Origin of the sequence: Pseudoalteromonas sp. D15MCD-2 (assembly GCF_038562745.1) — a bacterium.
Lineage (GTDB): Bacteria > Pseudomonadota > Gammaproteobacteria > Enterobacterales > Alteromonadaceae > Pseudoalteromonas.
On sequence record NZ_JBCFQE010000001.1, the window covers coordinates 3,482,299 to 3,506,261 of the forward strand.

The following is a 23,963-nucleotide window of genomic DNA, read 5'->3' on the forward strand; positions in this document are numbered from 1 at the left end:
AAAAAGTAGCGTTATTTTAATTTTAGTTCTTTTTGCTAAAAATCGGTCAAATTCACAATTTTTATACTGCAATTTTAATAACTTGCCAAAATAGCTGTTTATAAAAACAGTATTTTATTTAGCCTTGCATAAACACCTGTTATACTCCACCCATTATAGATTGAAAAGGCGTAACGATGGACGTTTCTGAATTACTCGATGGCTTAAATGACAAACAACGGGATGCTGTCGCAGCCCCATTGCAAAATATGCTGGTACTTGCAGGTGCAGGTTCTGGTAAAACTCGAGTACTTGTTCATCGCATCGCATGGCTCATGCAAGTTGAGCAAGCTTCTGCATACAGCATCTTTGCGGTAACCTTCACTAACAAAGCCGCGAAAGAAATGCGTACCCGTGTAGAAGAAACGTTAAAAGCACCGGTTGGTGGTATGTGGATTGGTACTTTCCATGGCTTATCTCATCGTATTTTACGCGCCCATCACCGTGAAGCGAACTTGCCTGAAAGCTTTCAAATCTTAGATTCTGACGATCAACAACGCATGATAAAACGCTTACTTAAAGCGATGAACATCGATGATAAAAAGTGGCCAGCAAAACAATTTGGTTGGTATATCAGCGCGAAAAAAGATGAAGGTCTACGTCCTAAAGACATTCAAGCCTACGATATTAATGAGCAAATGATGCTGAAAGTCTATGCTGCATATCAAGAGGCTTGTGACCGTGCAGGTTTAGTCGACTTTGCAGAAATACTGCTGCGCTGCTACGAAGTACTTAAGAATCACCCAACACTTTTACGTCACTATCAACAGCGTTTTGCCCACATGCTGGTAGACGAGTTCCAGGATACCAACACTATTCAATATGCTTGGTTAAAATTACTCGCAGGTAACACCAACAGTATTATGATCGTAGGTGATGATGACCAAAGTATCTATGGCTGGCGTGGCGCAAAAATTGAGAATATCAAACGCTTCTTAACTGACTTCGAAGCCGAAACCATTCGCCTTGAACAAAATTACCGTTCAACGGCAACAATCTTAAAAGCATCAAATGCGCTGATCAAAAACAATGCTGAACGCATGGGTAAAAGCCTTTGGACAGACGGCAATGATGGTGAGCCTATTTCTGTTTACGCTGCGTTTAATGAATTAGACGAAGCACGCTTTGTCAGCAGCAAACTACGTAGCTGGCTAAATGCAGGTAATGCATTACAAGACGCCGCGATTTTATACCGTAACAACGCGCAATCTCGTGTACTCGAAGAAGCAATGCTACAAGAAGGTTTAAAATACCGCATTTACGGCGGTATGCGCTTCTTCGAACGTCAAGAGATCAAAGATGCGCTTTCATATTTACGTTTAGTGGGTAACCGTCAAGATGATGCTGCTTTCGAGCGCGTTATTAACACCCCAGCCCGCGGCATTGGTGATAAAACGCTAAGTCATATCCGTGACTGCGCGCGCAATGAGTCATTGCCACTTTGGTATGCCGCAAAAGCAATTGTAGAGCAACAACACCTATCTGGCCGTGCAGCAAGTGCCGTCACTAAATTCTTAGAACTTGTTGAGCATATCGAAGATAAAATCAGCGATCTCACCTTAGAAGAGCAAGCGAAATATGCCATTCAAACCTCAGGGTTAATGGCAATGTATCAAGCTGAAAAAGGTGAAAAAGGCCGTGCCCGCGTAGAAAACTTAGAAGAGCTTATTAGTGCTTGTGGTCAATACGAACTTCCTGAAGATGAAGAGTTCAGCTCACCACTACAGGGATTTTTGGCTTATACCTCACTAGAGTCTGGCGAAGGTCAAGCTGATGAGCACGAAGACGCGGTGCAAATGATGACACTACACTCAGCAAAAGGCCTAGAATTCCCATTGGTATTTATGGTTGGTGTTGAAGAGGGCATGTTCCCATCACAACAAAGTAATGAAGAGTCTGGTCGTTTAGAAGAAGAACGCCGCCTCTGCTATGTTGGTATGACTCGCGCGATGGAAAAACTATATATTAGCCATGCAGAAAGTCGCCGTTTATACGGACAAGAAAAATACCATAGCCCATCACGCTTTTTACGTGAAATGCCTGAAGACTGTATCGAAGAAATCCGAATTAAAACACAGGTTTCAAGACCGCCTGCGGCAGGTCGTTTTAGTCCATCAGTAACACATGCCGCATTTGAAGATAGCGGCTTTAACTTAGGGCAACGCGTATTACACGCCAAATTCGGCGCAGGAACCGTACTCAATTACGAAGGTAGCGGCGCACAGTCACGTATTCAAGTGAACTTTGATGACCTAGGCAGCAAATGGCTTGTAACACAGTATGCAAGACTTCAAGCCTTATAATGAGTACTTAACAGCACTGTGTAATGAGCTGGTGATTGCAAAGCATCGCCAGCTTGTCATTGTGCAAGGCAGCGAAACTTGGTGCTACCAGTTTGCAAACCAATTAGCGCTCAAAAATACCTATGTTTTCAGTAGCAGCTCATTATTAGCAAATAGTGAGTTTCCAAAACATGCTCACCAAATTCTTGGCCAAGAGTTTCAACACGCAATTTTTGATGGTTTTAGCGGCTTATATGCCGATAAACTCGCAGCGCTTGCAGGTACCGTAAAAGCAGGTGGTGTACTGATACTGTTGCTGCCCGATGACCGCAAGTGGCAAGACCCTGCACTCACTAGTATTATCTCTTATGGCCAAGTGATTAAACACAGCTTTTTTAATCAGCGTTTATTCTCCAAGCTAAAGTTGCAGCCACATTATTTTACTGAACACTCGCTCCCTGCTTACCAATCAGTATCGCCAGCAACTGCTGAGATAAATCATCAACAACAACAAGCATGTGTTGAGCAAATTATTAAAACCGCAACAGGGCGCGCTAATCGCCCTTTTGTAATCAGTGCGGACCGAGGTCGTGGTAAGTCAGCTGCTTTAGGGATTGCAGCAGCAAGTCTTCAAGATAAAAAAATCCTTATTTGTGCCACGCAAGCCAAAGCCGTACAAACAAGTTTTAAGCATTTAGCCACTGAGCTTGGTGTTAGCAAAGAGCAAAACTTTAAGCAACTAGCTAATCTTAGCTATATTGCGCCAGATACACTGCTAAACGAAAAACCTGACTGCGATCTGTTATTTGTCGACGAAGCAGCGGCGATTCCGGTTCCTATGCTATTGCAGATCCTAAAAAGTTATCCACGAATCGTATTTGCTAGCACTATGGTTGGTTATGAAGGAAATGGGCGTGGTTACACGTTACGCTTTTTACATTACTTACGTAGCCAATATAAATCGCTAAAGGCAGCTACTCTGGATGAACCTATTCGCTTTGCTAAACATGACCCCCTCGAAAATAGCCTACGCGAACTATTACTACTCGATGCAAAGTACCTAGATACGCAGAGTGGTAAGTCTTACCAATTTGAAAATATAAGCAAAGATCAACTCGTTGAAGATGAGCAGCTGCTTAGCCAAATTATGGCGCTACTGGCGCTGGCTCATTACCAAACCACAGTAAATGACTTACGCCAATTGCTTGATGCCCCAGAGTTACAGCTATCGATCTGCAAACAAAAAAATGCATTAAAAGCCGTTTGCTTAATTGCTATTGAAGGTGGCTTAGCACCAGAAATCGCAGAGCAAGTAATAAAAGGAAAGCGCAGGCCTCATGGTCATTTAATGGCGCAAACTCTGACTCAATTGAGCCGAAATACAGAAGACTTGTGTAAACGCTCAGCGAGAGTTGTGAGAATAGCTGTTGCACCTGAATGTCATCAACAAGGTATTGGCTCAGCCCTGTTAAACTACTGCGAAAGCCAATTAAATAATTGCAGTTATTTTGGTGCCAGTTTTGGCGCAAATGCAGCGTTAGTTAAGTTTTGGCAAAGTAATGGCTTTAATATTGTTAAGCTTGGATTTAGTCATGACAAAGCAACGGCTGAACATGCAGCTTTAGTGATTAAAGCGTTAGATAAGCAAACGACTGATAGCGCAGCACTCTTAATAGAAGAGTTTAAACAAGACCTGTCTTTGCAACTCCTTGGTCACTTTAGCTCACTTCCTTGGCAGCTTATTGCAGAGCTATTCAAACGCTTACCAAAAAGTGACCTATCTTCTGCCTTAGATGCAAGAGCTGAGCGGCTGTTAACCGGTGATATTAACCTCTTCCAAGTGCAGCCATTGCTATGGCAAATGATTTGGAGCACACCAATTAGTCTAAATTTATTAGATGAACATACAAAATTCATCCTTATTCGACTAGTATTACAGCAAACCTCTGTAAATAGCTTGATCGAAGAAGCCGGTTTTACAGGTAAAAAAGACTTAGACTCACAGTTCAAAACCGCAGTGCAAGGTTGGTATGCTCACTATAAATCACTTCAAAATAACAGCTATTAAGTGTTTAAGTATTTGTACCTTGCTGCTATCTCAGATAGCTTTAGCTGAACACTCACAGCCTACCATTAAACTCGGAATGTCCACTGCACTCACAGGACCTGCAAAGCAAATAGGCGAACAACTGGCGCTTGGCAGTAATATTTACTTTAATAAAATCAACAAAGAAAACGGTGTTAACGGCCAAAGTATCGACCTGATATTAGCTGATGATGGCTACGAGCCAAAAAATACCGTAGTGAATACCCGCGAGTTTTTATTTGACCAAAAAATCCATGCGATTTTTGGCTCTATGGGCACACCAACAGCCCATGCAATTAAGCCCCTGCTAGATAGACACCGTATTCCATTTCTCATGCCATTTACAGGCGCTGACTTTTTACATAACAGCTCAATGCCAAATGTATTTAATCTTCGTGCGAGCTACCAAGATGAAGCCATAGAGCAAATTAACTACCTAGTTAAAGAGCGTAAGCATGAAAAAATTGGTTTAATGATCCAAGCCGATGAGTTTGGTTATATGGTAGAGAGCAATCTCGTTAACGCCCTAAAAATACATGGTATTAAACCTGTAGAAGTCACGCGATTTAAGCGCAATAGTGATGATATTTCAAAAGCTTTAGCGCTTCTAAAAGAAAGTAATGCAACCGCAATTTGTTTAGTCGGTACCTACAAGCCTCTCGCTGAATTTGTTAACGCTGCAAACAAACAAAACTTCAACCCAGACTATACTTCGGTGTCTTTTGTATCGAGTCATGATTTATATCAGCGAATTAAGCAGCCCGCCAACATTATGGTCACTGAAGTGGTTCCCGACCCTAATAACTGTAAAAACCCTTGGTGTAAGCAGTTTATTGAAGATATCGAGCCTTATCACACGAGTGCGAATAGAATTATATTTGAAGGTTATTTGAATGCCGTTGCATTGGTTAGCGCTGCCCAAAAATGTCCAACGCCTCTAAACAATCAATGTCTGCTGACTGAGCTAAATCGTCTCTTTACTGACACATCAGATTTCGCTGATCTATTTAACACTCACACTGCGGGAAATAACAAAAAAATCTACCGCTCATATTTTAAAAGTAATTAGGTTAAACTACGACTAAATTACAATAATGTTCTATGCTATAGAGACTTAACAAGGCTTTGAGGGAAATATGGATCTGATTAATTTTCGAGTTGGCCAAAAGACCATTTCACTAAAAATTCTCGATATTCTTCTAACCGAGCGTTACGAAGGAAACTTAACGTCGTTGCCAAATGAAAATAAAAGCTTCATTGGAGTTAAAGATTATATGGAAACTCCAACGCCTATCTTTGATTTAGGAATTGTATTAAACAATCACTCAACCAAAGAAACCAATGCTGAATTATCTGACCTTTTAGTCGAAAGAGAAAAAGACCATTTAGATTGGCTAGATGCCTTAGAAAATAGCCTAGTAACAGGTGCACCTTTTACAAAAGCCACAGATCCAGACAAATGTGCATTCGGTCGTTGGTATAACAACTTTGAAACCGATAACGAAGACTTACAAAGTATCTTAGCCAAGTTTGATAAGCCACACCGTGAATTACATGCTATGGCCGGTGAGTTATTAGAATTGCAAAAAAGCCAACCTCACGACAAGGTGATTAGCCTATTTGCAGAGAAAAAGCGCCAAACATTCAACCAGCTTATTAGATTGTTTGAATCGGCACGTGAGCAGATCATTCTTGATTACAAGCCTATCATCATCTTCACCACAAAAGACGGTATAACACCTCATATAGGGCTTCTAGTCGACAAAGTAGAAGACAACATCAACGTAAAAAAAGAAGACATCAAACCGTTAGACCAACTTACCTCGGTTGGTTTTGATGTTGATCCGCAAACTAAAAACATGATGCGCGGACTAATCAAAATGAAGCATAAACACAGCTTGTTATTAGACCCAAGTGCCATCTTCCGCCCAGATCACCTCATGCGCCACGAAGCAGAAGAAACCGAAGAGTATGGGCTTTTTTAGTCGCTAGTTAGCGAGTTAGAAAGAGTAAAGTTAGTGAGGGGAAAGTTGAAAGACCTGGCGTAGGTTGGGTAGAGCGAAGCGAAACCCAACACATCACAGAGCTATCAGCTTTCAGCGTTCAGCCGCGCGGTGTGGGTGTTTGGTGCTGCGTCTTCCTCTGCCGGAGGCTCTAGGCTCTAGGCTCTAGGCTCTAGGCTCTAGGTTCTAGGCTCTAGGCTCTAGGCTCTAGGCTCTAGGCTCTAGGCTCTAGGTTCTAGGTTCTAGGTTCTAGGTTCTAGGTTCTAGGTTCTAGGTTCTAGGTTCTAGGCAAAGTGTACTTGTTGGAATGGCTTTAGCCATGAATGTGTTTGTTATGGTCTGAATTCAGCACTGAAGTGCCTCCTACGAGGTTTTGTTGCTGAGGGTGACTCAGCCCGGTAGATCAACTAACACCTCTTATCTGACGTCTCTTGTCTATTTGGCACTGAAGTACCCCTACGGGGTTTGTTGGAGGGTGACTCAGTTACCTAACAACCCGGTAGATCAAATAACATCTATTATCTAACGTCTCTTGTCTATTTGGCACTGAAGTACCCCTACGGGGTTTGTTGCTGAGGGTGACTCAGTTACCTAACAACCCGGTAGATCAACTGACATCTAATATCTAACGTCTAACCTTCTCATCACGTAGGAATAGCTTTAGCCATGAATGTGTTTTTATGGTCTGAATTCGGCACTGAAGTGCCTCCTACGGGGGTTGTTGCTGAGGGAGTCTCTGTACAGGACAACCCCACATTTCAACTGACGTCTGATGGCTGAAAGCTGACAGCTCAAAACGCAAAAAAGCCCGACTCTTTCGAATCGGGCTTTCTTTAATTTGGAGCCTGGCGATGACCTACTTTCACATAGCAGCTGCTACACTATCATCGGCGCTGTTTCGTTTCACTACTGAGTTCGGCATGGGGTCAGGTGGGTCCAAAACGCTATTGTCACCAAGCAAAAGGCGTGGAAAGGATTCTCGACAAAGCGCGTAGCGCTTACGAGTCCTTTGCGCAAGGTGAACTGATTTCGCATTAAGCGTTGCGGTTCACCCTACATAAATCTGGAATTCTGATATCAAGTAAAATCTACTTTAGTAACTTAACTTCTGTCTGTTACGCTGTCATAAAACGCGTTTGGCGTTGTATGGTTAAGCCTCACGGGTAATTAGTACAGGTTAGCTTAATGGCTCACACCACTTCCACATCCTGCCTATCAACGTTGTAGTCTTCAACGGCCCTTCAGAGACTTTAAAAGTCTAGTGAGAACTCATCTCGAGGCCTGCTTCGCGCTTAGATGCTTTCAGCGCTTATCAGTTCCGAACGTAGCTACCGGGCAGTGCCATTGGCATGACAACCCGAACACCAGCGGTTCGTTCACTCCGGTCCTCTCGTACTAGGAGCAACCCCTCTCAATTCTCAAACGCCCACGGCAGATAGGGACCGAACTGTCTCACGACGTTCTAAACCCAGCTCGCGTACCACTTTAAATGGCGAACAGCCATACCCTTGGGACCGACTTCAGCCCCAGGATGTGATGAGCCGACATCGAGGTGCCAAACACCGCCGTCGATATGAACTCTTGGGCGGTATCAGCCTGTTATCCCCGGAGTACCTTTTATCCGTTGAGCGATGGCCCTTCCATTCAGAACCACCGGATCACTATGACCTACTTTCGTACCTGCTCGACGTGTCTGTCTCGCAGTTAAGCTGGCTTCTACCATTACACTAACCGTACGATGTCCGACCGTACTTAGCCAACCTTCGTGCTCCTCCGTTACTCTTTGGGAGGAGACCGCCCCAGTCAAACTACCCACCAGGCACTGTCCGTAACCCCGATTAGGGGCCAACGTTAGAACATCAACACTACAAGGGTGGTATTTCAAGGACGGCTCCACAAAAACTAGCGTTTCTGCTTCAAAGCCTCCCACCTATCCTACACATGTAGGGTCAATGTTCAGTGCCAAGCTGTAGTAAAGGTTCACGGGGTCTTTCCGTCTAGCCGCGGGTACACAGCATCTTCACTGCGATTTCAATTTCACTGAGTCTCGGGTGGAGACAGCGTGGCCATGGTTACACCATTCGTGCAGGTCGGAACTTACCCGACAAGGAATTTCGCTACCTTAGGACCGTTATAGTTACGGCCGCCGTTTACCGGGGCTTCGATCAAGAGCTTCGTCCGAAAACTAACCCCATCAATTAACCTTCCGGCACCGGGCAGGTGTCACACCGTATACGTCATCTTGCGATTTTGCACAGTGCTGTGTTTTTAATAAACAGTCCCAGCCACCTGGTCACTGCGGCTCCCGTCCGCTTAGAGAGCAAGTCTCATCACAGATAGGAGCGTACCTTCTCCCGAAGTTACGGTACAATTTTGCCTAGTTCCTTCACCCGAGTTCTCTCAAGCGCCTTAGTATTCTCTACCTGACCACCTGTGTCGGTTTGGGGTACGATTCGGTATAATCTGAAGCTTAGAGGCTTTTCCTGGAAGTATGGCATCAACAACTTCACACCCTTGGGTGCTCGTCTCGTGTCTCAGTCTTAAGAGTCCGGATTTTCCTAAACTCTCAACCTACTCACTTTCACATGGACAACCAACGCCATGCTTGTTTAGCCTGCTCCGTCCCCCCATCGCAATTATACCAAGTACGGGAATATTAACCCGTTTCCCATCGACTACGCCTTTCGGCCTCGCCTTAGGGGTCGACTTACCCTACCCTGATTAACATGGGATAGGAACCCTTGGTCTTCCGGCGTGCGGGTTTTTCACCCGCATTATCGTTACTCATGTCAGCATTCGCACTTCTGATACCTCCAGCATACCTCCCGGTACACCTTCAACGGCTTACAGAACGCTCCCCTACCACTCAAACAAAGTTTGAATCCGCAGCTTCGGTGCATAGTTTAGCCCCGTTACATCTTCCGCGCAGACCGACTCGACCAGTGAGCTATTACGCTTTCTTTAAAGGATGGCTGCTTCTAAGCCAACCTCCTGGCTGTCTGGGCCTTTCCACATCGTTTCCCACTTAACTATGACTTTGGGACCTTAGCTGGCGGTCTGGGTTGTTTCCCTCTTCACGACGGACGTTAGCACCCGCCGTGTGTCTCCCGGATAGTACTTTACGGTATTCGGAGTTTGCAAAGGGTTGGTAAGTCGGGATGACCCCCTAGCCTTAACAGTGCTCTACCCCCGTAAGTATTCGTCCGAGGCTCTACCTAAATAGATTTCGGGGAGAACCAGCTATCTCCCGGTTTGATTAGCCTTTCACTCCTAGCCACAGGTCATCCCCTAACTTTTCAACGTTAGTGGGTTCGGTCCTCCAGTTGATGTTACTCAACCTTCAACCTGCCCATGGCTAGATCACCGGGTTTCGGGTCTATACCTTGCAACTACGCGCCCAGTTAAGACTCGGTTTCCCTACGGCTACCCTAATCGGTTAACCTCGCTACAAAATATAAGTCGCTGACCCATTATACAAAAGGTACGCAGTCACCCTCGAAGGGCTCCTACTGCTTGTACGTACACGGTTTCAGGTTCTATTTCACTCCCCTCACAGGGGTTCTTTTCGCCTTTCCCTCACGGTACTGGTTCACTATCGGTCAGTTGGGAGTATTTAGCCTTAGATGATGGTCCACCTATATTCAGTCAAAGTTTCACGTGCTCCGACCTACTCGATTTCACTTAAGATGCATTTTCGTGTACGGGACTATCACCCTGTATCGTCAAACTTTCCAGAATGTTCCACTAACACATAATAAGCTTAAGGGCTGGTCCGGTTTCGCTCGCCGCTACTTCCGGAATCTCGGTTGATTTCTGTTCCTACGGGTACTTAGATGTTTCAGTTCTCCGCGTTCGCCTCTTACACCTATGTATTCAGTGCAAGATACCTGCAAGCAGGTGGGTTTCCCCATTCGGAAATCCTAGCCTCAAGCGCTTTTTACTAGCTTGACTAGGCTTATCGCAAGTTAATACGTCCTTCATCGCCTCCAACTGCCAAGGCATCCACCGTGTACGCTTAGTCACTTAACCATACAACCCAAACGGGTCTTTGTTAGTGACAGCTGTTAACTTCGCCAGAAGTTAATTCATCAAATAATGATGAGAATACTAAAGTAGATACCGATTAATCATTGCTGATTAACTGGCATATTTATTACTTTTGAAAACTCTTTATAGATACGAATATCTATAAGAATTTTAATATCAGCTTTCCAAATTTTTAAAGAGCATATTAATTAGTTAAACCTAGTGGTTTAGCTAACTAACAATCATCTGTGTGGACACTACGAACAAATAAGTTCTAAATCGTATAAGGAGGTGATCCAGCCCCAGGTTCCCCTAGGGCTACCTTGTTACGACTTCACCCCAGTCATGAATCACTCCGTGGTGAACGTCCTCCCGAAGGTTAGACTATCCACTTCTGGAGCAACCCACTCCCATGGTGTGACGGGCGGTGTGTACAAGGCCCGGGAACGTATTCACCGCATCATTCTGATATGCGATTACTAGCGATTCCGACTTCATGGAGTCGAGTTGCAGACTCCAATCCGGACTACGACGCACTTTAAGTGATTCGCTTACCCTCGCAGGTTCGCAGCACTCTGTATGCGCCATTGTAGCACGTGTGTAGCCCTACACGTAAGGGCCATGATGACTTGACGTCGTCCCCACCTTCCTCCGGTTTATCACCGGCAGTCTCCTTAGAGTTCCCGACCGAATCGCTGGCAACTAAGGATAGGGGTTGCGCTCGTTGCGGGACTTAACCCAACATCTCACAACACGAGCTGACGACAGCCATGCAGCACCTGTATCAGAGTTCCCGAAGGCACCAAACCATCTCTGGTAAGTTCTCTGTATGTCAAGTGTAGGTAAGGTTCTTCGCGTTGCATCGAATTAAACCACATGCTCCACCGCTTGTGCGGGCCCCCGTCAATTCATTTGAGTTTTAACCTTGCGGCCGTACTCCCCAGGCGGTCTACTTAATGCGTTAGCTTTGAAAAACAAGTCCGAAGACCCGAGCTTCTAGTAGACATCGTTTACGGCGTGGACTACCAGGGTATCTAATCCTGTTTGCTCCCCACGCTTTCGTACATGAGCGTCAGTGTTGACCCAGGTGGCTGCCTTCGCCATCGGTATTCCTTCAGATCTCTACGCATTTCACCGCTACACCTGAAATTCTACCACCCTCTATCACACTCTAGTTTGCCAGTTCGAAATGCAGTTCCCAGGTTGAGCCCGGGGCTTTCACATCTCGCTTAACAAACCGCCTGCGTACGCTTTACGCCCAGTAATTCCGATTAACGCTCGCACCCTCCGTATTACCGCGGCTGCTGGCACGGAGTTAGCCGGTGCTTCTTCTGTAAGTAACGTCACAGCTAAGTGCTATTAACACTTAACCTTTCCTCCTTACTGAAAGTGCTTTACAACCCGAAGGCCTTCTTCACACACGCGGCATGGCTGCATCAGGCTTGCGCCCATTGTGCAATATTCCCCACTGCTGCCTCCCGTAGGAGTCTGGGCCGTGTCTCAGTCCCAGTGTGGCTGATCATCCTCTCAAACCAGCTAGGGATCGTCGCCTTGGTGAGCCATTACCTCACCAACTAGCTAATCCCACTTGGGCTAATCTTATGGCGTGAGGCCCGAAGGTCCCCCACTTTGGTCCGTAGACATCATGCGGTATTAGCAGTCGTTTCCAACTGTTGTCCCCCACCATAAGGCATATTCCCAAGCATTACTCACCCGTCCGCCGCTCGTCAGCAGAGTAGCAAGCTACTCTCTGTTACCGCTCGACTTGCATGTGTTAGGCCTGCCGCCAGCGTTCAATCTGAGCCATGATCAAACTCTTCAATTAAAAGTTTTTTGAAACCGAAGTTTCGTGCTCAATGAATTCTGAATTTTGATTCTTTCGAATCGAATTGACTGTGCTGAAACAAGTAAACTTGTTTCCGTTGGTCACTCAGTTCAATTGAGACTCTAAATTTGTTTGCGTCATCTAGCGAACTAGAATCTGCTGTTAGAACTCAATCTGTACGAGTGCCCACACAGATGATTGCTTTATATTGTTAAAGAACGTTTGAGATACTTTCGCGTCTCAAGGGCTGTGCATTCTACGCAAGCCGTTATTTTTGTCAACACTTAATTTTGAGAAAAGTTTATTTTTTCAAAACCTAGTCTTACTTGACTTAACCAACTCGTCGTTTTGCTTTTTTGTAAGCAGTCCGCCGTGTCGGTGGATGCGCATTATAGGGAGATCCGAACTGAGATCAACTGTTTTTTTAAGTTTTTATGAAAAAAATGACTGTTCGCGCAAAATACGACCGAAACGGGTGAAAATAGCACTAAAAAAGGCCCTGAAGGGCCTTTTAACGTTATTTTACTATGAGCTTCCAACCTACTTTTGCTTGTAGCTTGGACTCTAGTTGCAGTTCACTGGCCATTAATGGGTGATATTTTAACCAATCACCATCAAATGTCAGTGTGAGAGTGTTTTCATTAACACTGAGATCTATCGCTGGTAGTACATCATCTTGGCGACGCATTGATAAGATCACAGCGATCCGTACTACCCTTGTTAAACATTCTGCGAGTACTTGATGACAGCCTAAGTGAGCAAAGCTGTTTTTAACAAGATCAGCACGATGTTCACTAGCAACAGCTGTGATCAGTTTATGCTCAGATTGCGAGAACCCTGGCATATCTGTGTTTTCTATAATGTAAGCCGTGTGCTTATGATAAAGCTTATACTCGATCAGTAAGCCAATCTCATGCAGTTTTGCAACCGTTCTTAATAATGCGATTGCGTTATCATCGATCGACTGCCATTGCCCCATGATTCTTTTAGCCAATTGCTCTGCTAGTTGCGCAACACGACAAGCCTGTTTTTGATCTACATGATAACGATTCATTAAACCATCAACAGTACGCTTGCGGATGTCATGGTTATGAAGCTCTGGCACCATGCTGTATAAAACGCCTTCACGCAATGCACCGCGCGCAAGACCCATTTGTTTTATATCTAACGATTCAAATAAGGCGATCAATATAGCGAGGCCAGAAACAAACACTAGACGGCGCTCTTCGCTCAAGCCTGGAAGCTCAAGATCAGCAATCGTTTCAAATTGCACTGATTGCTCTTTAATAGCGAGAAGTTTATCAAGCGTTAAAAGCTCATCTTGATTTTGTGCAACCATGATTTCTTGAATCGCTTGCACTGTACCTGACGCGCCGCTCGCAATTTGCCATCCGGTTGCTTGGTATTCATCGACAATTTCTGCAACCACTTCACTTGCAGCTTTAATTGCAGCAGCAAAGTTTTCGTTACTGAGCTTTTGATCTTTGAAGTAGCGTTCTAGGAAGGTAACACAGCCCATATGCAGACTTTTATAATGCAGTGCATCAAAACCCTGACCGATAACAACTTCGGTACTGGCTCCGCCAATATCGATAACCAGTTGTTTACCGCTGCAAGCTGAGGTATGAGCCACGCCTTTATAGATTGTCTTAGCTTCTAGCTCACCACTGATAACATTGATTTTATGACCAAGGATCTGTTCAGCTTTATGCTTGAATACATCAGCATTGCTAGCAAGACGTAAAGTTGCGGTCGCAACAATTGTGATGTTTTTCTGTGGTATGTCTTGCAGACGCTCAGCAAACAAGGCTAGGCATTCCCAACCTCGTTGCATGGCTTCAGTGCTAAGGACGTTGTTTTCATCAAGCCCTGCAGCAAGCCTTACTTTACGTTTGACTCGACCGATCGTTTGTAGACCGCCAGCAATCGATTTAGCGATCAGCATATGAAAGCTATTTGATCCTAAGTCGATTACTGCATACACATTTTTTTGCGGTTGAAGTTGCCCCACCGTTCAAAAACCTCTAGTTACTACTAAGTCTTCAACAACGGCCGTTTATTACGACCGTGATTTCTGGTAACTATTATTTGGTCGACGTCCGTTGTTATTACGATTACGTGGGCCTGTAGAATAGTTCCGCTTTTTCTGAATAGTAGGCTTAGTTAAATCATCAAGCAATGCACTTTTATCATAATGTGATAATGGAATGCTGTGTTCTATATATTGCTCAATTTCGTGGAGATTATAGGCATACTGTTCACAGGCAAAGCTAATAGCGTGTCCTGATGCACCAGCACGTCCGGTACGACCAATACGGTGTACATAGTCTTCACAATCATCTGGCAAATCAAAATTAAATACATGACTTACTTCTGGGATATGCAAACCTCGCGCTGCAACGTCTGTTGCTACTAAAAAGTCTAAATCGCCTTTGGTAAATTGAGCCAAAATTGATTGACGCTTTTTCTGATTTACATCACCGGTTAATAACCCAACTCGGTGACCATCGGCTTTCATCCATGCATAAACATTCTCACAACTGTGTTTCGTATTTGCAAACACAATCGCTTTATCTGGCCATTCTTCTTCAATTAAAGTTAACAGTAACTTAATTTTGTCATCTTGCGATGGATGGAATAGCTCTTCTTGAATACGCTTACCTGTTTTTACATCAGGCTCGACTTGTACATGCTCTGGGTTAGTCATATGTTCAAACGCTAATTCCTGCACGCGATAAGACAAGGTTGCAGAGAATAATAGGTTTAAACGCTCAGACGTTTCTGGCATACGTCTAAACATATAACGAATATCTTTTATGAAGCCTAAATCGAACATACGATCCGCTTCATCAAGCACTACAACCTCGATTTCATTGAGGGTATAACAGCCCTGTTTATATAAATCGATTAGGCGTCCAGTAGTGCCAATTAAAATATCAACGCCTTTTTCTAGTTGTGCACGTTGTTTTTCGTAATCTTCGCCACCATATACTAATCCTAAGTTAAGATTACAGTGTGGCGCTAAAATTTTTGCATCTTTGTGTATCTGAATCGCCAGCTCCCTTGTTGGGGCCATGATCAGGGCTCTTGGATGTTTACTAGATGCTTTGCTAGATTGTAATAACCGATGGCACGTGGCAGTTAAAAACGCCAACGTTTTGCCCGTACCTGTTTGCGCTTGGCCCGCAATATCGCGGCCTTCACAAATAAAAGGTAGGCATTTCGCTTGAATGGGTGTGCAATATTCAAACCCATTTTCGGTTAAACCGGCAACCACTTCCGGTGCGATAGCAAAGTCTGAAAACTTTTTATCGGTCAAATGTGTCTTAGTCATAGCGTTTAAGCATAACGTTTAAACTTGCAATAAGAAACAAGAGTGTTTAAATACGCATTAAATATTTCGCCTAACTAATCGGAGATCGCAATGAGCGAGAAAATTATTCAATTAACTGACGATAGCTTTGAAGCTGACGTACTACAATCAGACAAACCTGTACTTGTTGATTTTTGGGCTGAATGGTGCGGACCTTGTAAAATGATCGCCCCTATTCTTGACGAAGTAGCTGGCGAGTTTGATGGCCGAGTTACCGTTGGTAAACTTAACATCGACCAAAATGCAGGCACACCACCAAAGTTTGGTATCCGTGGTATCCCTACATTACTTCTTTTCAAAGATGGTCAAGTTGCAGCAACTAAAGTTGGGGCACTTTCTAAAACTCAATTAGTAGAGTTTTTAGAAAACAACATCTAATGAAAATATAAAAAAAGGGCTTTTTGCCCTTTTTTTAGCTTTATTTTGTTTAAAGACTGGACGCCTTGCTAGTGACCTGCTAGTTTATAAAGCCAACTAATCCTTAGTTATACCAACAAACCTCACTCATGTATCAAACGATGATTTTGAGTATGACAATTGTAATAAAGAACCCACCAATATGCATTTACGCGAATTAAAAGACAAGTCTATCAAAGAGCTTGTAAACTTAGCTGAGTCCATGGGGCTCGAAAACGTAGCCCGTTTAAGAAAACAAGACATTATTTTCGCCATCCTTAAAGCGCACGCTAAAAGCGGTGAAAATATCTATGGCGGCGGTGTACTAGAGATCTTACAAGATGGTTTTGGTTTCTTAAGATCATCTGAAGCATCTTACTTAGCCGGCCCAGATGATATTTATGTATCACCGAGTCAAATCCGTCGATTCAGCATGCGTACTGGTGACTCAATTTCAGGCCTTATTCGTCCACCTAAAGACGGTGAACGTTACTTCGCACTATTAAAAGTAAATGAAGTAAACTTCGACAAACCTGAAAATTCTCGCACAAAAATCCTATTTGAAAACCTTACCCCACTGCACGCAAACGAACGTTTACGTATGGAGCGTGGTAACGGTAGTACTGAAGACATCACAGCACGTGTACTTGATTTAGCCTCACCAATTGGTAAAGGCCAACGTGCACTTATCGTTGCGCCGCCAAAAGCCGGTAAAACGATGCTACTGCAAAACATTGCGCAATCAATCAGCTATAACCAACCTGATTGTGAGCTAATGGTACTTCTAATCGACGAACGTCCAGAGGAAGTTACAGAGATGCAGCGCCTTGTAAAAGGTGAAGTAGTTGCTTCAACGTTTGATGAGCCTGCAAGCCGTCACGTTCAAGTTGCTGAGATGGTAATTGAAAAAGCGAAGCGCCTGGTTGAGCACAAAAAAGACGTGGTTATCTTACTTGATTCAATCACACGTCTTGCTCGTGCCTACAATACCGTAATCCCATCATCAGGTAAGGTATTAACTGGTGGTGTTGATGCAAACGCATTACACAAACCAAAACGTTTCTTTGGTGCTGCTCGTAACGTAGAAGAAGGCGGTAGCTTAACAATTATCGCAACGGCTCTTATCGATACTGGTTCGAAGATGGACGAAGTTATCTACGAAGAGTTCAAAGGTACTGGTAACATGGAATTACACTTAAATCGTAAGATTGCTGAAAAGCGTGTATTCCCAGCGATTGACTTTAACCGCTCAGGTACGCGTCGCGAAGAATTACTAACCAAACCTGATGAACTACAAAAGATGTGGATCTTACGTAAGATCGTTCATGAGATGTCAGAAATTGATGCCATGGAATTCTTAATTGATAAGCTTTCAATGAGCAAAACCAATGACGAGTTCTTTGACTCAATGAAACGTCAGTAACTATTCCTAGTTTTTAAAAAATGCCTGTTTAATACAGGCATTTTTTTTGCGTAAAACTAAGGACATAACACCTTAAAAGTTATACTTTTACAGAATAAGTTTATTGGTAATTAACAGAAATTTGTTCTATACATTATAGGATTAAAGGTAAGGACCCCTCAATGACTCGCATTAAAGTAGCTGTAGCTCTATTCTTAATAAGCTTACTTAGTTGTATTGCTAGTTTTACCGTATTTGAATTATCTGCAGCAGCAATGGTTGTATTTGCACTAATTGTTGTCGTTCCTTGGCTTGCTTTGATTGGCTACGTTTATACGACTGAGCACAAACAACAAGATCACCTAAGTTTTTTTGTTTCTAACATTACTTCTGAGCAAGGCATCGATTTCACTTTCCGTTTTGACGAAAATGATCGTCAATTACCACAAGCTTGTCATGCCCTAAATGCAAGTCTGACGATGGTTGAGCACATGCTTGGCGAAATATACTCGTCATCTGCCCGCTTATTACCTATGGCTGACGCACTTCGTGATACCTATGCATCGATGACTCAAAAAGCCACCATACAAGATGCTCATGGTATTGATTTAGCAGATACCATTACCCGCACCATTGAAGTATCGAAAGAGCTAGATAGAAGTTTAGAACAAATTTTTAATTCAGTATCTGATGCCACCAAATCAGTACAACAAACCCGTTTAGACACAGATAAAAGCCAGGCGAGTCTTATCAAGCTTGCCGATAATATTAACCTCACCAGTGAGCAGATTATTTTACTTAAGCAAGATAGTGATGCGATTGGCTCAGTTATTGATGTTATCAATAGTATTGCCGAACAAACTAATTTACTTGCGCTAAATGCTGCTATTGAAGCTGCGCGTGCTGGCGAGCAAGGGCGTGGCTTTGCGGTAGTCGCTGATGAAGTAAGAAACCTGGCTGCCCGCACCAGTAAATCAACACAAGAAGTGCGTGAGATGGTAGCTAAAATTCAGCACAGTACAGAGCAAGCATATCAATTAATGCAAACCGCACTGAAAGAAACCGAGCGCACGGTTGAGCTATCTGAGGCATCAACTAAAGAAACCAATAAAATTGAACAAGCGATGCTAGAAATTAATGCGTTTTCTGAGAGTGTTCATGAGCAGGTGGCGATGCAAAGCCAAATGTCAGATGAAGCACAAACCAGTATTGATGCAATGGTTGAGCTCAATTCCGATGCTCTTTCAAGTTCACAAATACAAGCTGTATCGAGTAAAGACTTGGTTCGCCTTGCCCATACCTTAGACGATAAGCTTTCGATGTTTCATATTACACCACCAGAAACCGATCACGAACAGCGCATCGATCGCTCACGCTTCGATACCAATCAAGAAATTGAAAAAATTCAAGACGGTGATATTGAACTGTTTTGATCAACCGAAGCATTATGAAGTTGCTCAAGTAGCTGAGCAACTAAGCTTGTTAAGTCAGTAAGCTTATCTTGCTTTAATGCCGACTCAAGTGCCATTGCACTCATCGCCACATCATCCAGCTCAAACATTTTAGCTGCGCCACCTATACGGTGAGCATCCTGCTGTAAGTTAAACAATTCATGAGCTGCAAAGTGCTGTTGTATCAATGCGCTTTCATGCTCAAAGCTATTGATAAAGCTTGCCACTAAGTCACTCATATCATGCTGGGATTTAGTTGTGGTGCTGTCTTTTTTGCAATGCTTCGCAAGTTGCGTGTAAAACACTTTTTTATCAATCGGTTTAGCAAGGTAACCTGTAAAACCAGCTTCAAGGTAACTGTCGATTTCGTGGCTAATTGCATTGGCCGTTAATGCATATACAGGCTGGGTAAAGCCACACTCTTGTAGTAGCTTGAGTGCATTTAAGCCATCTAACACTGGCATTTGAATATCGAGCAGCACCACATCAGGGAATTCCTTGAGACAATGCTCTACAGCTTGCTCACCATTTTCTACCGCAATCACCTCAAGGCCCATTGACTCTAAATAACGAGAAATTAAACGGCGGTTATCGGGATGATCTTCAGCAAGTAGCACTTTACCAGACAATCTCTTTGTTGCTGGCTGGACATACTTTGCAAGCTCAACTGTTTCCGTGCTTGGTGTATGCTCTTTACACGGCAAGTAAAACGAAAATATGCTGCCTTTATTTAGCTCACTTTCAACACTGATATAGCCACCCATCATCATCGCAAGCTGTTGCGATAGGCTTAAACCAAGCCCGGTCCCACCAAAGCGACGGCTGATGCTATTGTCACCTTGCCTAAAACATTCAAATATTTGCTTAAGCTGCTCGGCGTTCATACCAATGCCCGTATCAGCGACACGAAACCAGACGCCTTGCTCTACTTGAGAGACTTTTAACTCTACTTCACCTTGATTGGTAAATTTAATTGCATTGGCACATAGGTTGATAAGTATTTGTTTAATGCGGGTAAAGTCGAGCTGACTGTAAAATTGTTCGCCAAGCTCATTATGAAATGCAAATTTCAGCCCTTTATCTTTGGCTTGACCACTAAGCATAGAATGAACATCAGTAAGTAATCGAACTAAATCACCTTCCTTTAGGCTTAACTCTAGCTTGTTAGCTTCGATTTTACTGATATCAAGTACGTCATTAATCAGCTCTTTTAAGTGATCACTTTGTTTTTGAATAACAGCAAGCTCATCATTTAACTGCTCTGGTTTATAATAACCATTCATTAGATTATCGGTTTGGCCTAGGATTGCAGTTAAAGGTGTACGAATTTCATGGCTAATATTTGCCAAAAACTGACTTTTAATTTCATTCGCGCTGCGTAATTGATCTGCGGTTTCTTCAAGCTCTTTGGTGCGTTTAGCAACCATTAACGAAAGCTGCTCTTTTGCCCCTTTTTCAATGTTACGACGATAAATAGTAATACCCGTCACCACTATCATCACAAACAAGATAAATAGCATAATGCCCAACTGACGTTGTTTAGACATTTCGAGTTCTTGCACATTCTGTAACTGCTTTAATTCAACAATTTCTTGATTAAGCTGACTTGCTTGGATTTGGCTTTGCAGCTCACCCATCGACTTTAATAATTTTAGGCTTTGCTCGCTTTTGAAAGCGCGAACAAACTCATCAAAACTAGCAACAGCTGCTGCATAGTCACCCTTACCTGACTTAATCAGGGCCATCATTCCAGCGCCGTCTTGTACTCTCAAATCATCTTTATATTGTTTAGCCATAAAAACTGAGGTAGTCAGAGTGGCCTCAGCTTCAGTGAGCTTTCCTTGTAATAACTCAATTTTTGCTTGTGACAATAAGCCAGCCAGCTCTAATGTTTTATTATCAATTTTTTTTGCAAACTCAACAGCTTTTTCTGCATGACTTAAGGCAAGCTCTAAATCACCGGTGCGCAGATACACATTAGCAATATTAGCGTGGCGTGATGAGAGAAAGTAAGCGTTATTCGTTTCTTGGTAGTAGCGCAAAGCACGCTGATAGTAGTGTAAAGAAAGTTGATACTGGCCAAGCTCTGAGTAAGCCACCCCCATATTGCCATACGATTGAGCAACGCCATCTTCATCACCTAATTTTTGGAAAATATCTAACGTTTCTCTATACATATCTAGCGCAATATCATAGCTCGACAAACGAATATAAATACCTGCGATGTTGTGTAAAATATCGGCTTTATCTTGCTCGCTACCATACTCTTCATATATTTCTTTCGCTTCTTTGTAATATTTAAGTGCTTGATCCATATTGAACATGTCAAAGTAAGCAAGGCCAATATTACTGAGTAAGTTTGCTTCGGCAATTGGCTCTGGTAGTTTTTCTGCAACGCTTAATGCCTTGCTATACGCAAGCACAGCTTGTTGCATCAAGCCTTGATAATAATAAGTGACGCCTTGCATTTTTAGACTACGAAAATAGCGATTTGGCGTTGCTGTAAAACTTGTTGCTTGCTCTGCCAATTGGTAGTTTTTCACAGCCGCCGAGAAATTACCTTTATCTAGAGCAAAGTCGGCAAGCTGCATGTATATATCGAGGCTTAGTTCTTGATTTATTGTTTTTTGGTTAAGCAGCTTTTTGGCAAGCTGTTGCTTTTCTTGCCATTGCTCGGATTGGCTAAATTGCTCTAGTAGCGAAGTGGATGCAAAGCTAGACTGCGAACCAAACAAACTACAGCTGAACAGTAAAGCAGTGAGCAAGCTTACACGCAGTGATGTGAACATATGGCGAAATCCCTAAAAATCAACTTAGCCTGAAAATGAAGTTATTTAAGCTCGGCTAAATGCATTCCCTAGTATCTAAAAACATTAGCGTAGTTTCAAAAAAGCAGCTGTGATAGCGTATACCACTGTAGATTACACTAAAGATAGGCTTGCGAACAATGGTTAACCCACTGATTGATGAGATTTTTTACCTTCTTTTGGAACAGCCTATTTGGAAGGTTCATACGCTTGCCAGCGCACTTAGTGAATCAGGAAAAATAGAGCAATTAGACAATGACCCACAAAAAGATCTGTTTAAACGCAACTTTTTAGTTATGAATGGTCTTTATCAACTACAAGCACAACTTGCACCTGAGCAACAGCTACAGATTGCGTCACTTCACATTGAACTTGTTAGTAAGCAAACGGGTAACGCATTAGAAAGTCATGATCCACTACGAGATTACTATTTAGATTGGCAAAACTTTGATACAACGAGCGATGAAATAGATGCGTTGTTAAGTGATTTTTGGCAGCGTTTTTCGTCATTTAGCCCAAACAAGGGCATTCACTCATTACCTCAGCAGCAGCTATTACAATTACTAAAGGCATGGCAGCTACCTACTGATTTTTCGGAAAAACAGTTACAAAAGCGTTGGCGACAACTAGCGCTAAAGCACCACCCAGACCGCCAAGGCTGTGCAATTGAGTTTAAGAAAATACAACTCGAATATGAGCAACTTAAAGCAAGCTGCTCATAACTCAACAATTTATCTGCTCAAACGTCGCGCACGGATCTTGCGCTTTTTAATATTACCTTCAGTCAATTTACGTAACGCAGGTTTTGCAGCAGCTCGCTCAACAGCAATAAAGGCCACATTATCAAGTACGTTAATTTTACCTACCTGATGACCGGCAATTCCCTCTTTGCCTGTTAATGCTCCTAAAATATCACCGGCACGAATTTTTTGCTTCTTGCCTGCATCAATCATAATAGTTGCCATGGTTGGCTTATAAGCGGGCTTTTCTAGCAAGCTAAATGGCGGAATTGGTTCAGGGTCAAAATCACGCTCGTAGTGGTCGCCAATTTGTGCCACTTTAAATTGCTCAGCTTCACCATAAATAGAACATGCAATACCCTTTTTACCTGCTCGACCAGTACGGCCAACACGGTGTACATGGGTTTGTGGGTCATGCGCTAGGTGGTAATTCACTACCATGTCCATATCGTTGATATCTAAGCCACGCGCGGCAACATCCGTTGCAACAAGAATACAGGCGCTTTTATTAGCAAAGCGAATTAAAGTACGCTCACGTTCACGTTGATCTAAATCACCGTGTAAGGCAACAGCACTAAACCCTTCAGCATAAAGATCATCACAAATCTGCTGTGTTTCAACCTTGGTGTTACAAAAAACCACACAGCTTTCTGGTTGGAACTTCAACAACAACAGCTTCAATGTATTAAAGCGCTGTTTATTATTATCTAGCTTGTAAAAGTATTGCTTGATTGTGCTTTTTGTTTGCTCTTCTTCTACCTTAATCATTTCTGGGTTGCTAAGCACTCGCTCAGCTATCGCAGCAATTGATTTTGGATAAGTCGCACTAAACAATAATGTTTGGCGTTGATTTGGAATGCAGTCAACAATAGCATCAAGGGTATCTTGGAAGCCCATATCTAACATTTGATCAGCTTCATCTAACACTAGGGTCTCAACATCATCTAAACGCAATGTGCCTTTGCGAATGTGGTCATCAACACGACCTGGAGTACCAACGATGATATGTGCGCCATGTTCTAGCGAACCAATTTGTGGACCAATAGAGACACCACCACATAAGGTTAAAACTTTAATATTATGGATACCACGTGCAAGCTTACGCACTTCTTCAGCTACCTGCTCTGCTAGCTCTCGGGTTGGACATAAAATGAGAGACTGAATTCGAAACCGTTTCACATTTAACTTAGCCAACACACCTAAACTAAATGCAGCCGTTTTACCCGACCCCGTTTTTGCTTGGGCAATAATATCTTTGCCTTGTAAGATCACTGGCAAACTTTGCGCTTGTACTGGCGTCATTTGCGTATAACCTAAAGTTGATAAGTTATCGGTTAACTCTCGCGGCAAAGCCAAAGATGAAAAAGCAGTAACAGTCACAGTAATATTCCAAACTTGATAATTGAGGGACATCCTCGAAGATGCTGTGGATCATAGCAGAGAATGTGCTGTTTCTCTAAACGAAAACACCGTTCGACATGTTTAATTCATATTTGCTTACAGTTTGCCGCTTTCTAACTCTCTGCATTTGTT

At 43.1% G+C, this 23,963-nt stretch carries 12 protein-coding genes and 3 rRNA genes; 8 read left to right on the top strand and 7 right to left on the bottom strand.

Translation table 11 applies throughout. The features are described 5' to 3' along the window. The first annotated feature begins 176 nt into the window (after positions 1-176). The 4 genes from uvrD (at position 177) to AADY36_RS16040 (ending at position 6,392) form a co-directional block, all read left to right on the top strand. Positions 177-2,342 carry a DNA helicase II gene (gene uvrD / locus AADY36_RS16025; protein ID WP_054563945.1) on the top strand — a complete coding sequence of 722 codons (2,166 nt, stop codon included), beginning with the start codon at positions 177-179 and terminating at the stop codon, positions 2,340-2,342. After that, a complete protein-coding gene (locus tag AADY36_RS16030) occupies positions 2,320-4,389 on the top strand; it encodes a GNAT family N-acetyltransferase (protein ID WP_342409219.1) in 2,070 nt (689 codons plus the stop codon). The genes uvrD and AADY36_RS16030 overlap by 23 nt, the downstream gene beginning before the upstream one ends. Next, positions 4,352-5,476, top strand: a complete 1,125-nt coding sequence (locus AADY36_RS16035; RefSeq protein ID WP_095209797.1) for an ABC transporter substrate-binding protein — start codon at positions 4,352-4,354, stop codon at positions 5,474-5,476. The genes AADY36_RS16030 and AADY36_RS16035 overlap by 38 nt, the downstream gene beginning before the upstream one ends. Positions 5,477-5,543: 67 nt before the next feature. Beyond that, the gene (locus AADY36_RS16040; protein ID WP_342409220.1) at positions 5,544-6,392 is read left to right on the top strand and encodes a CZB domain-containing protein; all 849 of its coding nucleotides are present in this window, start codon (positions 5,544-5,546) and stop codon (positions 6,390-6,392) included. An 861-nt stretch (positions 6,393-7,253) separates the two neighbouring features. Here AADY36_RS16040 and rrf read toward each other — a convergent pair. The 5 genes from rrf to rhlB all read right to left on the bottom strand — a co-directional run bounded on the left by rrf (position 7,254) and on the right by rhlB (position 15,595). Further along, positions 7,254-7,368, bottom strand: a 5S ribosomal RNA gene (gene rrf, locus AADY36_RS16045). A gap of 188 nt (positions 7,369-7,556) precedes the next feature. Further along, positions 7,557-10,439 (bottom strand): 23S ribosomal RNA (locus AADY36_RS16050). Between the two features lie 281 nt (positions 10,440-10,720). Then, positions 10,721-12,261 (bottom strand): 16S ribosomal RNA (locus AADY36_RS16055). The 16S, 23S and 5S rRNA genes sit together here, the layout of an rRNA operon. A 517-nt stretch (positions 12,262-12,778) precedes the next feature. Further along, positions 12,779-14,272, bottom strand: a complete 1,494-nt coding sequence (gene gppA, locus AADY36_RS16060) for a guanosine-5'-triphosphate,3'-diphosphate diphosphatase (protein WP_342409221.1) — start codon at positions 14,270-14,272, stop codon at positions 12,779-12,781. A 48-nt stretch (positions 14,273-14,320) separates the two neighbouring features. Further along, positions 14,321-15,595: an ATP-dependent RNA helicase RhlB gene (rhlB, locus tag AADY36_RS16065; protein ID WP_054554680.1), complete on the bottom strand. Its 1,275-nt coding sequence runs from the start codon at positions 15,593-15,595 to the stop codon at positions 14,321-14,323. Positions 15,596-15,685: 90 nt separating this feature from the next. Between rhlB and trxA the strand changes: the two genes are divergently transcribed. The 3 genes from trxA to AADY36_RS16080 all read left to right on the top strand — a co-directional run bounded on the left by trxA (position 15,686) and on the right by AADY36_RS16080 (position 18,865). After that, positions 15,686-16,012 (top strand): thioredoxin TrxA, encoded by a 327-nt coding sequence (trxA, locus tag AADY36_RS16070; RefSeq protein ID WP_054554679.1) that lies wholly within the window; start codon positions 15,686-15,688, stop codon positions 16,010-16,012. 181 nt (positions 16,013-16,193) lie between these two features. Then, the gene (rho, locus tag AADY36_RS16075) at positions 16,194-17,453 is read left to right on the top strand and encodes a transcription termination factor Rho (protein WP_054554678.1); all 1,260 of its coding nucleotides are present in this window, start codon (positions 16,194-16,196) and stop codon (positions 17,451-17,453) included. Positions 17,454-17,614: 161 nt separating this feature from the next. Beyond that, positions 17,615-18,865 (top strand): methyl-accepting chemotaxis protein, encoded by a 1,251-nt coding sequence (locus tag AADY36_RS16080; protein ID WP_054563666.1) that lies wholly within the window; start codon positions 17,615-17,617, stop codon positions 18,863-18,865. Here AADY36_RS16080 and AADY36_RS16085 read toward each other — a convergent pair. Further along, entirely contained in the window at positions 18,838-21,672 is a 2,835-nt protein-coding gene (locus AADY36_RS16085; RefSeq protein ID WP_342409222.1) for a tetratricopeptide repeat protein, read from the bottom strand. The two genes, AADY36_RS16080 and AADY36_RS16085, sit on opposite strands and share 28 nt — an antisense overlap. 158 nt (positions 21,673-21,830) lie before the next feature. On the opposite strand from AADY36_RS16085, the gene AADY36_RS16090 reads away from it, so the two are divergent. Next, on the top strand, positions 21,831-22,412 hold the full coding sequence (locus tag AADY36_RS16090; protein WP_342409223.1) for a DNA-J related domain-containing protein: 582 nt from the start codon (positions 21,831-21,833) through the stop codon (positions 22,410-22,412). Between the two features lie 9 nt (positions 22,413-22,421). Here the strand turns inward: AADY36_RS16090 and dbpA are convergent, their stop codons facing one another. Beyond that, complete coding sequence (dbpA, locus tag AADY36_RS16095; protein WP_342409224.1) at positions 22,422-23,810, bottom strand: ATP-dependent RNA helicase DbpA; 1,389 nt, start codon at positions 23,808-23,810, stop codon at positions 22,422-22,424. Between the last annotated feature and the right edge of the window lie 153 nt (positions 23,811-23,963).

Coding starts and splice junctions, on each gene's coding strand:
- uvrD (WP_054563945.1), top strand. CDS start 177: ATGGACGTTTCTGAATTACTCGATGGCTTAAATGACAAACAACGGGAT.
- AADY36_RS16030 (WP_342409219.1), top strand. CDS start 2,320: ATGCAAGACTTCAAGCCTTATAATGAGTACTTAACAGCACTGTGTAAT.
- AADY36_RS16035 (WP_095209797.1), top strand. CDS start 4,352: ATGCTCACTATAAATCACTTCAAAATAACAGCTATTAAGTGTTTAAGT.
- AADY36_RS16040 (WP_342409220.1), top strand. CDS start 5,544: ATGGATCTGATTAATTTTCGAGTTGGCCAAAAGACCATTTCACTAAAA.
- rhlB (WP_054554680.1), bottom strand. CDS start 15,595: ATGACTAAGACACATTTGACCGATAAAAAGTTTTCAGACTTTGCTATC.
- trxA (WP_054554679.1), top strand. CDS start 15,686: ATGAGCGAGAAAATTATTCAATTAACTGACGATAGCTTTGAAGCTGAC.
- rho (WP_054554678.1), top strand. CDS start 16,194: ATGCATTTACGCGAATTAAAAGACAAGTCTATCAAAGAGCTTGTAAAC.
- AADY36_RS16080 (WP_054563666.1), top strand. CDS start 17,615: ATGACTCGCATTAAAGTAGCTGTAGCTCTATTCTTAATAAGCTTACTT.
- AADY36_RS16085 (WP_342409222.1), bottom strand. CDS start 21,672: ATGTTCACATCACTGCGTGTAAGCTTGCTCACTGCTTTACTGTTCAGC.
- AADY36_RS16090 (WP_342409223.1), top strand. CDS start 21,831: ATGGTTAACCCACTGATTGATGAGATTTTTTACCTTCTTTTGGAACAG.